Origin of the sequence: Pseudomonas sp. BP11-1-1, assembly GCF_052112105.1 — a bacterium.
GTDB lineage: Bacteria > Pseudomonadota > Gammaproteobacteria > Pseudomonadales > Pseudomonadaceae > Aquipseudomonas > Aquipseudomonas alvandae.
In genome coordinates, this window is record NZ_JAUTYU010000005.1 from 389,390 (window position 1) to 401,141 (window position 11,752).

Below are 11,752 nucleotides of genomic sequence, written 5' to 3' on the forward strand. Positions count from 1 at the left end.
GAAGTGTGCATGTTGCGTAAAACCCTGATGACCACCCTTTGTGCAAGCGCTGTACTGGCCTTCGCCACAGCGGCTTCGGCCGCGCAGGTCCAGACATTCAAGAGTGAGGAAGGCACCGTCGAGGTCACCACCGTTGTCAGGGGGCTGGAGCATCCCTGGTCGGCTGCGTTCCTGCCGGAGCAACAGGGCATGCTGGTGACGGAGCGCCCCGGCAACCTGCGTTGGGTTAGCGCCGAAGGGAAGTTGTCCGCGCCGTTGAGCGGCGTTCCCGAGGTCTGGGCCAAGGGGCAGGGCGGCTTGCTGGACGTGGTGCTGTCGCCGGACTTCAAGCAGGACCGCACGGTGTATTTGTCCTATGCCGAGGCCGGTGAGGACGGCAAGGCCGGCACTGCCGTTGGCCGGGGGCAGTTATCCAAGGACCTGAAGCGCCTGGACAACTTCGACGTGATCTTCCGCCAGCAACCCAAGCTTTCGACGGGCAACCACTTCGGTTCCCGCCTGGTATTCGACCGCGACGGCTACCTCTTCATCACCCTGGGGGAAAACAACGACCGGCCGACCGCCCAGGACCTGGACAAGCTGCAGGGCAAGATCGCGCGGATCTACCCCGACGGCAAGGTGCCGGACGACAACCCCTTTGTCGGCCAGAAAAATGTCCGCCCGGAGATCTGGTCGTACGGCTTGCGCAACCCTCAGGGCGCTGCGCTCAACCCGTGGAACGGAACACTCTGGGAAAACGAGCATGGGCCCAAGGGCGGCGACGAGCTGAACATCATCGAACGCGGCAAGAACTATGGCTGGCCGCTGGCGACCCACGGCGACAACTATTCCGGCGCGCCGATTCCCGAGGCCCAGGGCAAGACCGTCGAAGGCACCGTCGGGCCGCACCATGTCTGGCAGGTGTCGCCGGGGCTCAGCGGCATGGCGTTCTACGACAGTGATCGATTCAAGCCTTGGCAACGCAATGCGTTCATCGGTGCGTTGGTGTCGCAGGACCTGATTCGGCTGGAGTTCGATGGCGACAAGGTCGTCCACCAAGAGCGCCTGCTGGGCGGGCTCAAGGAACGTATCCGCGATGTCCGCCAGGGACCGGATGGTTTCCTCTATGTGTTGACCGACGAGGACGATGGCGCGCTGTACAAGGTCGGGCTGAAATAACCTCCAAGACTTCATCGGCCACAAAATGTGGGAGCGAGCTTGCTCGCGATAGCGGTGTGTCAGTTGATATCAATCTTGGCTGGCCCACAGCTATCGCGAGCAAGCTCGCTCCCACAGTTGTTGACGTGGCGCTACGCCCGGTTTAATTTCCAGCCATGACTTCCACCGTACTGCGCAGCCAGCCAAGCATTATTACCGCCATTCCTTATTTGGCGGGCTAGCTCACGAGTGCACCCAACCCGCCCTAGAGGCGGGTTTTTTCTTTCTGTCTCCTGGGCCTGATCCGAACCAGGAGACCACTATGACCCCCACCAGCGCCGAGCAAACCCTGCTGGAGCACTACGTCAAGAAGATACTCGCCGCTCCGGTCTACGAACTGGCGATCCCCACGCCATTGCAGGCAGCCCCGGCGTTGTCCCAAGCCTTGGGCAACCGGATCCTGCTCAAGCGGGAAGACCTGCAGCCAACGTTCTCCTTCAAGATTCGCGGGGCCTACAACAAGCTGGTGCAACTGACGCCAGAACAGCGTGCCCGAGGCGTTATCACCGCGTCGGCGGGCAATCATGCCCAGGGCGTGGCGTTGGCCGCACGGGAATTGGGCATCTCGGCCAGCATCGTCATGCCCCGGACCACACCGCAACTGAAGGTATCGGGCGTGCGCAGTCGAGGCGCCGAAGCGTTGCTGCACGGAGAGAGCTTCCCGTTCGCCCTGGCGTTTGCGTTGGACCTGGCTCGACAGACTGGGCGTGAATTCATCTCGCCGTTTGACGATCCGGATGTCATCGCCGGCCAGGGAACCGTCGCGATGGAGATCCTGCGCCAGCATCCAGGCCAGTTGGACGCTGTTTTCGTGCCGGTGGGCGGCGGCGGGCTGATCGCGGGAGTGGCGGCGTATATCAAATATCTGCGTCCGGAAATCCGCATCATCGGCGTCGAGTCCGAACATTCCGCCTGCCTGCAGGCGGCGATGGCAGCCGGTAAGCGGGTGACGCTGCCGAGCGTGGGCACCTTCGCCGATGGCGTGGCGGTGGCGCAGATCGGCGAATATGGCTTCGATATCTGTCGTTTCTGTGTCGATGAGGTCATGACGGTCAGCGATGACGAGCTTTGCGCGGCGATCAGGGACATCTATGACGACACCCGCTCGATCACCGAGCCATCAGGCGCGTTGGCGGTGGCGGGGATCAAGCAATACGTGGCGCAAAGCGCAGCGTCAGGCGAGACGCTGGTGGGTATCAACTCGGGCGCCAACATCAATTTCGACACGCTGCGCCACGTGGTGGAGCGTGCTGGCGTGGCGGTTTCTTGAGAATGTGCCGGGGCATCGTGATTTTTTTGAAGCAGGCGACGAACGCACAGGTGTGCAATCGAAATAGTGGCTAGTCTGAGCAATCAGGCAGGCCGGGCCAGTTGCACTTTGCATGGATAAAACGCCGCTTGCGTGCAAATTGCATGACCGTCTCGCTTGATGTTTTTGCTAAGTAATTGATTTGCAACAGTGTCGATGTATCGAGGTAAGGGCATATTTTTTGCGAGTTGATTCGAGAGTTCGAATAACGAGCTTTAACAACACAACAACGCCAAGATGAACGAACGGCACGGCATTCGTAGTCCTGTCCGCAGGGAAGAATCGGACGAAAATTCCGCCGTCGTGAACATAAGTTGGCTGCCTCAACAGGAGAGAGTTGCCATGTTTTTATCTGCCCTCGAAATGCGAAACATCATTGAAAGCAGCTTGCTGCCCAAGCGCTCGCAATGCACGTTGTCCCCGGATCTTTCCATGACGATCAAGATTTACGACGATCACGAAACCGACCGCGTAGCGCTGATCAAAAGTGATATCGATGCCACCAAGCTGACAGGCTGCCGGGCCATCAACGATCTGATTGCCGAGCTGCGTACAGAGCTGGACCATGGCAATAGCGGCGGCAACTACTTCCAGCAACAGCACCGGATGAGCGGCCGTTAATTACGTTCCTTCCTGAACCTGACGCCGGGATCGATGAGTTCGAGCCCAGCGTCCGGTTTCGATCCGCTTAGTTCAATTGTTCGCGATAGGGCAGGTCAGGCCCATTCCTCCCACACGTCAACGCCGCGGCACCCATGGCGAACGCCAGCATGCTGTCGATGTGTTCCCGTTCCAGCGAATTCACTGCTTCCACTGAATCCAGATTGTGCTCCGTGAGCCAGGCGATCAACGCCGCCTGGAAGGTATCTCCCGCGCCCACCGTATCGGCGATGGTCACTGGGCAGGCGGGCAGGGACCATACGCCATGCTGACGGCTGAACGCCGTCGCGCCCTGGCCGCCACGGGTCAGGAACACCAACTGGCAACGGTGCTCCAGCCATCCATCGATCACCTCCTGCGGGTCCCGGTCTGGATACAGCAGGTTCAGGTCTTCGTCACTGACTTTGATCAGGTCGGCGTAGCGCACCAACGTCGCGATCCGCGAGCGCCACAGCTCGATATCCGGTTGCGGGTTGAGCCGCACGTTGGGGTCCAGGCTGATCAGGCGCTTGCCGCTTTCCCGTTGCACGAGCGCCAGCAGCGTGTCGGCCACCGGTTGCACCACCAGGGAAAACGAGCCGACATGCAGGCCGCGTACCTCGGGACCCAGCACCGGCAGATGTGCCAGGCTCAGTTGTCGGTCGGCGCAGCCTTCGCCACGAAAGCTGTAGTGCGGCGAACCATTGGCCCCGACGGCGACCATGGCCAAGGTCGTTGGCGCGTCGAAATCGTGGGCAAATTGTGTGTTGACGCCTTCATTGACGAGCACTTGCTGCAAGCGACGCCCCAGATAGTCCGTGGAAAGCCCGGTAAATAGCGCCGACTCGACCCCCAGCCGACGCAACCCCACCGCCACGTTGAACGGCGAGCCACCCGCGATCGCCTTGTAATTCACTTGCGACGCTGGCGCTCCAGCATCGTTTGCGCTGAAAAAATCAAACAGCGCCTCACCACACACCAAATACATAATTGCCTGCTCTCAAAGGGTTGCGACGTGTTGCCGGTAACGTTCGTAGGCGTGTTGCGACGCCGTGACATGTTCGGTGACGGGCCGGGTTTCGCTGGCCGGATCGAGCTTGACGCAGCGCTGGCACAACTCAGCCAGGGATTCTTGCGCATTGCCATGACACCACGCCGCCTGGATCGCGCCGCCGAGGGCGGCCGCCTCGCTCTGCTCGGTGCAGATGACCGTGGTGTCCATGATGTCGGCGACGATCTGCCGCCATACCGCACTCTTCGAGCCACCGCCGATCAGGCGGATGCTCTCGGCCTTGAGCCCGTTGGCGCGTAGCAGGTCGAGGCCATAGCGCAGGCCGAAGGTCGTGCCCTCGACGACTGCGCGGCACAGATTGGCCCGGGTCAGGTTGGTGGTCGTCAGGCCCAGGAGGCTGCCGGTGGCATGGGGCAGGGCGGGGACGCGCTCGCCATTGAGAAATGGCAGCATGCAGACGCCCTCGGCGCCGATCGGTGCCTGGGTCACCAGGGTGTTGAAGCTATCGATATCCAATTCCAGCAGCTCGCGCACGGCCCCGGTGGCATTGGTCAGGTTCATGGTGCAGATCAGCGGCAACCAGCCGCCGCTCGAAGAACAGAACGTTGCCACCGACGCTTGCGGGCTGACGGTGGGATCCGCTGCATAGGCATACACGGTGCCGGAGGAGCCGAGGCTCATGGTGATGACGCCGGGCTGGATGTTGCCGGTGCCGATGGCGCCCATCATGTTGTCACCGCCACCGCTGGACACCACGGCTTCGGGGTTGAGGCCCAGGTGCGTGGCGATTTCGGGCAGGATCCTGCCGACAGGCTGGTGAGCCTCGATCAGTTCGGGCAGCGCCGATTGCAGCCGGCCGCTGGGGTCGATATGCCGTAGCAGTTCCATGTCCCATTGGCGGGTGCGCACGTTGAAATAGCCGGTGCCCGAGGCGTCGCCGTATTCGCTGCAATGGCGGCCGGTGAGCCAGTAATTGAGGTAATCGTGGGGCAACAGGACGCTGGCGATACGGTCGAAAATTTGCGGATGCTGCTCTTGGGTCCACAGCAGTTTGGACACGGTGTAGCCGGGCGCGATGACCACGCCGAGGCGTTCAAGGGCGCCGCCTTCGCCGCCGAGGTGCGCCAACAGACGGTCGTTTTCCGCCGTGGTCTCGGTGTCGCACCACAACTTGGCCGGGCGCAGCACCTCGCCTTGGTCATCCAGCAGCACCAGCCCGTGCTGTTGGCCGGACACCCCGATGCCAAGGATCGCGTTTCCATCGACCCCGGCGGCATTCAAGGCCTGATGAGTCGCCTGGGTGAAAGCGTCGAGCCACTGCTGGGTGTCCTGTTCACGGCGACCGTTGGCACCGCTGATCATGCTGTGGCCAGCGGCGCCCTGGCCGAGTACCTCGCCGCTGATCGCATCGAGGATCAGCGCCTTGGTGCCTTGGGTGCCGCAGTCGATACCCAGGAACAATTGTTGGTTTGCCATGGAAATCCTCGGGTCAAAAGAGCAAAACACAGAACCTGCGGTTAACGGCTTTACCTGTGGCGAGGGAGCAAGCTCCCTCGCCACAAAAGCGGATCGTACCTAGCCTTGGTCAGCCAGCACTCGCTCAAGCGTTCTCGTCACCCCATGCTCGCGCAAGCTGTTGCAGCACCACTCGAAGGCTGCCACGAATTCGGGTGAACGGGGAATCGCCGTGCCAAAAATTTCTTCCACGTCCAGCATCCGCTGGGTCACCAGCACATCGTCGGCCACCAGCGCCTGGCAGAACGCCGCCCGTGGGTCGGGAATCGAATAGGTTGTGCCATTTTCATCCACGCCCTTCAGGTACACGGCCCAGGCCGCGACGACCAGTGCGGCACGGCGGGTCTCGCCCCCGTCGGCAATCAGCCGATTGATCGTCGGTACGGTGAATTTCGGGAATTTCGACGAACCGTCCGAACAGACCCGTTCCAGCTGGTCGGCGATGGCCTGGTTCGAGAAGCGCTCCACCAGGGTGTCCTTGTATTCCGTCAGGTCGATGCCGGGCACGGGCGCCAGTTGCGGCGTCACATCCAGGTCCATGTAGGCGCGGATATAGCGCACGAACAGCGGGTCATTCATGGTTTCGTGGACGAAGCGATAGCCCTTGAGGAAGCCCAGGTAGGTCAGGGCGAGGTGGCTGCCGTTGAGCAGCTTGATCTTCATCTCTTCATAGGGCGATACGTCGTCGGTGAACTGCACGCCGACTTTCTCCCAGGCCGGGCGACCGTTGACGAACTTGTCTTCCAATACCCACTGCACGAACGGTTCGCAGACCACCGGCCAAGCGTCATCGACGCCGTGCTCGTCATGCAATTGCAGACGATGGGCGCTGCTGGTCATCGGGGTGATGCGATCGACCATGGCGTTGGGAAAACCCACGTTCTGGCCGATCCATTGCCCCAGGTCGGGGTCGCGCAACGCGGCAAAGGCGAGCAGTGCCTTGCGCGCGACGGCGCCGTTGTGGGGCAGGTTGTCGCAAGACATCAGGGTGAACGCCGGGATGCCCGCCGCGCGACGCTTGGCCAGGGCGGCGCAAAGAAAGCCGAACACGGTTTTCGGTTCGTCGGGGTGGCTCAGGTCGTGCTGGATCTGCGGCAGATGGGCCATGAACTCGCCGTTGCTGTCGTCGATGCAATAGCCACCCTCGGTGATGGTCAGCGAGACGATGCGAATCTGCGGGTCGGCCAGTTTGTCGATCAGCGCCTGGGCGCCGTCTTCGGCCAGCAGCATGTCGGTGATGGCGCCGATCACGCGGACTTCGGTGTCGTCGGTGTCGCCCAATTCATACAGGGTGAACAGGTAGTCCTGGCCGGCCAGGTCATCCCGGGCGCGGCGATCTTCGGCGCGCAGGCCTACGCCGCAAATGGCCCAGTCGAGACCTTCTCCAGTGTTCATCAGCGCATCGGTGTAGTACGCCTGGTGCGCCCGGTGGAAACCGCCGACGCCGATGTGGGCGATGCCTTGGCGACGGTCGCCCAGGTTGTAGGCGGGCAGGACGACCTCGGCGTTGAGGTTGTGCAGGTTCTGTCGGTTGAGTTTCATCGCAAAAAATCTCGGCAATCAGGCGGCGGCGCGCAGCGCGCGGGAAACCGCAACGCCCTCGGCATCGAATAAGTGGCAGTGTTCGGCGTCCAGGTGCAGGTCCAGTTGCTCGCCGAAACGGCTCGCCAGGTCGCCACGCACCCGCATGGTCAAGGCTTCGCCGGACGCGGTGACGACGTGGCAGAAGGTGTCGCTGCCCAGGCGCTCGCTGACATCGGCGGTGACGCGTAGCGTGCAGTCGCCCGGCTGGGCCAGGTTCAGGTGTTCAGGGCGGATGCCGAGGGTCACGGCACCGCCAACGCTCAGGTTGGCGCCACTGCGCGGCAGGTTGATGCGCGTGCCGGCATCCAGCAGCACTTCACAACCCTGGCTGTCCAGAGCAGTGACCTTGCCTTTGAGAAAACCCATCTTCGGCGTGCCGAGGAACCCGGCGACGAACAGATTGGCGGGCTGGTGGTACAGCTCCAGCGGCGAGCCGACCTGTTCGATGCGCCCTCCGTTGAGCACCACTACCTTGTCGGCCAGGGTCATGGCTTCGACCTGGTCGTGGGTCACGTAGATCATCGTCGCTTGCAGTTCCTTGTGCAGGCGCGCCAGTTCCAGGCGCATCTGCACCCGCAGGGCGGCGTCGAGGTTGGACAACGGCTCGTCGAACAGGAAAATCTTCGGATTGCGCACGATGGCCCGGCCGATCGCCACGCGCTGGCGCTGACCACCTGACAGTTGCTTGGGCTTGCGCTCCAGCATCGGCCCCAGTTCGAGGATGCGCGCCGCTTCGTTGACCTTCTTCTCGACGTCGGCCTTGGGCACGCCGGCCAGATCGAGGGCGAAGGACATGTTCTTGCGCACGCTCATGTGCGGGTACAAGGCGTAGGTCTGGAACACCATCGCCAGGTCGCGCTTGGCCGGGCTGACTTCGGTGATGTCGCGGCCGTCCAGTTCGATGGTGCCGTCGCTGACCTCTTCCAGGCCGGCAATCAGCCGCAGCAACGTGGACTTGCCGCAGCCCGATGGGCCGACAAAGACCACGAATTCACGGTCGTTCACCTCAAGGTCGATGCCCTTGATGATGGAAAATCCTTCGAAGCCTTTTTGCAGATTCTTGATTTTCAGGTTGGCCATGATGATGGGCCTCCACTTCTGATAATGGTATAGGGCGCGTTACTTCACCGCGCCGAAGGACAAACCGCGCACCAGCTGTTTCTGGCTGATCCAGCCGAAAATCAGGATCGGCGCGCAGGCCAGGGTCGAGACGGCGGACAACTTGGCCCAGAACAAACCTTCCGGGCTGGAATACGAGGCGATCAACGCCGTCAGCGGCGCGGCCTTGGAGGAGGTGAGGTTCAGCGACCAGAACGCCTCGTTCCAGCACAGGATCAGCGAAAGCAACACGGTGGAGGCCAGGCCGCCCTTGGCAATCGGCAGCAGCACGCGGACCATTTCCTGCCACAGGGTGGCACCGTCCAGGCGCGCAGCTTCGAGGATGTCGCGCGGGATGTCCTTGAAGTAGGTGTAAATCATCCAGACCACGATCGGCAGGTTGATCAGCGTGTAGATGATGATCAGCGCAATCCGGGTGTCCAGCAGGCCAAACTGCTTGGCGAGCAAGTAGATCGGCATCAGCACGCCCACCGGTGGCAGCATCTTGGTGGAGAGCATCCACAGCAGGGTGCCTTTGGTGCGCTGGGTTTCATAGAACGCCATGGAGTAGGCCGCCGGCACCGCGATCAGCAGGCAAAGGGCGGTGGCGCTGAAGGAAATCACCACCGAGTTCCAGGCGAAGCTGAAGTAGTTGCTGCGCTCGTTGATGTGCAGGTAGTTCTCCAGCGTCGGCGCGAAAATGAACTGCGGCGGCGTGGCGAAGGCGTCGATTTCGGTCTTGAAACTGGTCAGCACCATCCAGAAGATCGGAAAGAAGATCACGATCGCGATGGCCCAAGCCAGCGTGCCCAACAGCAGGCTTTGCAGGCGACGGGATTGTTGAAGAGTCATGGCGACGGCCTCAATGCTTGTCGGTGAGGTTTTTGCCGATCATCCGGACCAGGATGATGGCAGCGATGTTGGCGATCACCACGGCGATCAGGCCACCGGCCGACGCCATGCCGACGTCGAACTGCACCAGCGCCTGGTTGTAGATCAAGTAGGCGAGGTTAGTGGAGGCGTAGCCGGGGCCGCCGTTGGTGGTGGTGAAGATTTCGGCGAACACCGACAGCAGGAAAATGGTCTCGATCATCACCACCACGGCAATCGGGCGGGCCAGGTGCGGCAGGGTCAGGTGCCAGAAGATCGCTATGGGGCCGGCACCGTCGAGGCGGGCGGCTTCTTTCTGTTCCTGGTCGAGGGACTGCATGGCGGTCATCAGGATCAGGATCGCGAAGGGCAGCCATTGCCACGACACGATGATAATGATCGACAGCAGCGGGTAATGGGCCAGCCAGTCCACCGGCTGGGCCCCGAATAGCTTCCACACCGAGGCGAGGATGCCCGAGACCGGGTGGAAGATCAGGTTTTTCCAGATCAGCGCGCCGACGGTGGGCATGATGAAGAACGGCGAGATCAGCAACACCCGGACGATGCCGCGGCCAAAAAACTCACTGGCTTCCAGCAGCGCGCTGATCAACACCCCGAGGACGATGCTGATCAACAGCACGCTGCCTACCAAAAGCAACGTATTGGTGGCACCGGGCATGAAACCCGAGTCGGTCAGGAAATAAGTGAAGTTCTCCAGCCCGACGAATTCGTTTTCGCCGGGATAGAGCAGGTTGTAGCGGATCATCGAGAAATAGACGGTCATGCCCAGCGGCACGATCATCCACAGCAGCAACAAGGCGACCGAAGGGCTGACCAGGAACCAGCCGGGGTTGGCCAGGCGGATCTTGCGGGCTGGCGGGGCTATTTCGATGGGGGCTTTGACTGTCGTTGTTGAAGTATTCATGGCATTGAACCGATTTAGACAGGCCTACGAAAATCCACTGTGGGAGCGAGCTTGCTCGCGATGGCGGAGCGTCAGGCAACAAAAATGTTGATTGTGCCGAACTCATCGCGAGCAAGCTCGCTCCCACATAAAGGCGAAAAGCGGATTACTTGGGATACCCAGCGCGCTTCATCTCGCGTTCAGTGGTGGACTGCGCGGCGGTCAAGGCCTGGTCCACGGTCTGCTGGCCGGTCAGCGCGCCCGAGAAGAATTTGCCCACCTGGGTGCCGATGGCCTGGAACTCGGGGATGGTCACCAACTGGATGCCGATGTAGGGCACGGGCTTGAGGGTCGGGGCTTTCGGGTCAGCAACTTTCAACGATTCCAGCGTCACCTTGGCAAACGGTGCGGCCTTCATGTATTCGTCGCTGTAGGTCGAGGTGCGGGTACCCGGTGGGACGTTGGCAATGCCGTCGGTCTTGGCGACCAACTGACCGTACTCCTTGGACGTTGCCCAAGTGGTGAAGACCTTGGCCGCATCCTTGGCTTTGGAGCTGGTCGGAATCGCCAGGGACCAGGAGTACATCCACGAGGTGCCCTTGTCGGTTTTCTCGTGGGGCGCGAAGGTGAACCCAACGTGATCGGCCACCTTGCTCTGGGTCTTGTCGGTCACGAACGAACCGGCGACGCTGGCATCGACCCAGACCGCGCACTTGCCGCTGTTGAACAGCGCCAAGTTCTCGTTGAAACCGTTGCTGGACGCGCCCGGCGGGCCGGATTTCTTCATGTTGTCGACGTAGAAGTTCAGCGCATCCTTCCACTCGGGTCCATTGAACTGCGGCTGCCACTTCTCATCGAACCAGCGCGCACCAAAGCCGTTGGCGAGGGTGGTGATCAGCGCCATGTTCTCGCCCCAACCGGCCTTGCCCCGCAGGCACAGGCCATATTGTTCCTTGGATTTGTCGGTGAGTTTTTCCGCGAACTCGCCAATCTGGGTCCAGGTCGGGTGTTCGGGCATGGTCAGCCCGGCATCCTTGAACAGGTCCGTGCGGTAATAGGTGATCGAACTCTCGGCATAGAACGGCAGGGCGTACAGCGAGCCCTTGACCGACAAACCATCGCGCACGGAAGGGAAGACGTCCTCCAGGTCGTAGGAAGCCGGCAGGTCTTTCATGGGTTCCAACCAGCCCTTGGCGCCCCAGAGTGCAGCTTCGTACATGCCAATGGTCAGCACGTCGAATTGCCCGCCCTGGGTGGCGATGTCGGTGGTCAGGCGCTGGCGCAGGACGTTTTCTTCGAGCACCACCCAGTTCAGCTTGATGTCCGGGTGCTCGGCCTCGAAGGTCTTCGAGAGCTTTTGCATGCGGATCATGTCGCTGTTGTTGACGGTGGCAATGGTCAGGGTTTGTGCGCCGAAACTGACGCTGCTGAGGGTCATGCAGGTGGAGACAAGCAGAGCTTTTACCGAAGGTTTCATCGCGCACTCCTTTTCCGCGCCCACGGGCTGCAGAAGGACAGTTATTGTTTTTGTGTCTTCCGGATGAGTGGAAGAATGTGCGCTGATTACAGCCCTCAATGAACGGTGTGACAAATCATCCGTCACACTTTTACTGATACTTTTTTG

General features: G+C 61.4%; 10 protein-coding genes. 3 read left to right on the top strand and 7 right to left on the bottom strand.

Translation table 11 applies throughout. The annotated features are described in order from the left end of the window. Positions 1–9 precede the first annotated feature (9 nt). The 3 genes from Q7C33_RS14110 to Q7C33_RS14120 all read left to right on the top strand — a co-directional run bounded on the left by Q7C33_RS14110 (position 10) and on the right by Q7C33_RS14120 (position 3,127). Positions 10–1,158 carry a PQQ-dependent sugar dehydrogenase gene (locus Q7C33_RS14110; RefSeq protein ID WP_407683583.1) on the top strand — a complete coding sequence of 383 codons (1,149 nt, stop codon included), beginning with the start codon at positions 10–12 and terminating at the stop codon, positions 1,156–1,158. Positions 1,159–1,459: 301 nt separating this feature from the next. Further along, positions 1,460–2,467, top strand: coding sequence for a threonine ammonia-lyase, biosynthetic (gene ilvA, locus Q7C33_RS14115; RefSeq protein ID WP_407683584.1), 1,008 nt, complete (start codon positions 1,460–1,462; stop codon positions 2,465–2,467). A 381-nt stretch (positions 2,468–2,848) separates the two neighbouring features. Further along, a complete protein-coding gene (locus Q7C33_RS14120) occupies positions 2,849–3,127 on the top strand; it encodes a DUF1652 domain-containing protein (RefSeq protein WP_030142686.1) in 279 nt (92 codons plus the stop codon). 67 nt (positions 3,128–3,194) lie between these two features. Here Q7C33_RS14120 and Q7C33_RS14125 read toward each other — a convergent pair whose 3' ends face one another. From Q7C33_RS14125 to Q7C33_RS14155, 7 genes are all read right to left on the bottom strand, one after another. After that, a complete protein-coding gene (locus Q7C33_RS14125; RefSeq protein ID WP_217861879.1) occupies positions 3,195–4,133 on the bottom strand; it encodes a carbohydrate kinase family protein in 939 nt (312 codons plus the stop codon). Between the two features lie 12 nt (positions 4,134–4,145). Continuing rightward, on the bottom strand, positions 4,146–5,633 hold the full coding sequence (xylB, locus tag Q7C33_RS14130; protein ID WP_198796949.1) for a xylulokinase: 1,488 nt from the start codon (positions 5,631–5,633) through the stop codon (positions 4,146–4,148). 99 nt (positions 5,634–5,732) lie between these two features. Next, on the bottom strand, positions 5,733–7,214 hold the full coding sequence (locus Q7C33_RS14135) for a mannitol dehydrogenase family protein (RefSeq protein ID WP_217861881.1): 1,482 nt from the start codon (positions 7,212–7,214) through the stop codon (positions 5,733–5,735). 18 nt (positions 7,215–7,232) lie between these two features. Further along, positions 7,233–8,336 (bottom strand): ABC transporter ATP-binding protein, encoded by a 1,104-nt coding sequence (locus Q7C33_RS14140; protein WP_198796947.1) that lies wholly within the window; start codon positions 8,334–8,336, stop codon positions 7,233–7,235. Between the two features lie 39 nt (positions 8,337–8,375). Continuing rightward, positions 8,376–9,206: a carbohydrate ABC transporter permease gene (locus tag Q7C33_RS14145; protein WP_030142681.1), complete on the bottom strand. Its 831-nt coding sequence runs from the start codon at positions 9,204–9,206 to the stop codon at positions 8,376–8,378. Between the two features lie 10 nt (positions 9,207–9,216). Then, positions 9,217–10,149: a carbohydrate ABC transporter permease gene (locus Q7C33_RS14150; protein ID WP_030142680.1), complete on the bottom strand. Its 933-nt coding sequence runs from the start codon at positions 10,147–10,149 to the stop codon at positions 9,217–9,219. A 145-nt stretch (positions 10,150–10,294) separates the two neighbouring features. Further along, positions 10,295–11,605 (bottom strand): ABC transporter substrate-binding protein, encoded by a 1,311-nt coding sequence (locus Q7C33_RS14155; RefSeq protein ID WP_030142679.1) that lies wholly within the window; start codon positions 11,603–11,605, stop codon positions 10,295–10,297. Positions 11,606–11,752 lie beyond the last annotated feature (147 nt).

What these genes read in the sequence shown, in the direction of transcription:
- Q7C33_RS14140 (WP_198796947.1), bottom strand. Translation starts at nt 8,336, where the DNA reads ATGGCCAACCTGAAAATCAAGAATCTGCAAAAAGGCTTCGAAGGATTT.
- Q7C33_RS14125 (WP_217861879.1), bottom strand. Translation starts at nt 4,133, where the DNA reads ATGTATTTGGTGTGTGGTGAGGCGCTGTTTGATTTTTTCAGCGCAAAC.
- Q7C33_RS14155 (WP_030142679.1), bottom strand. Translation starts at nt 11,605, where the DNA reads ATGAAACCTTCGGTAAAAGCTCTGCTTGTCTCCACCTGCATGACCCTC.
- Q7C33_RS14150 (WP_030142680.1), bottom strand. Translation starts at nt 10,149, where the DNA reads ATGAATACTTCAACAACGACAGTCAAAGCCCCCATCGAAATAGCCCCG.
- Q7C33_RS14145 (WP_030142681.1), bottom strand. Translation starts at nt 9,206, where the DNA reads ATGACTCTTCAACAATCCCGTCGCCTGCAAAGCCTGCTGTTGGGCACG.
- Q7C33_RS14120 (WP_030142686.1), top strand. Translation starts at nt 2,849, where the DNA reads ATGTTTTTATCTGCCCTCGAAATGCGAAACATCATTGAAAGCAGCTTG.
- ilvA (WP_407683584.1), top strand. Translation starts at nt 1,460, where the DNA reads ATGACCCCCACCAGCGCCGAGCAAACCCTGCTGGAGCACTACGTCAAG.
- Q7C33_RS14110 (WP_407683583.1), top strand. Translation starts at nt 10, where the DNA reads ATGTTGCGTAAAACCCTGATGACCACCCTTTGTGCAAGCGCTGTACTG.
- xylB (WP_198796949.1), bottom strand. Translation starts at nt 5,633, where the DNA reads ATGGCAAACCAACAATTGTTCCTGGGTATCGACTGCGGCACCCAAGGC.
- Q7C33_RS14135 (WP_217861881.1), bottom strand. Translation starts at nt 7,214, where the DNA reads ATGAAACTCAACCGACAGAACCTGCACAACCTCAACGCCGAGGTCGTC.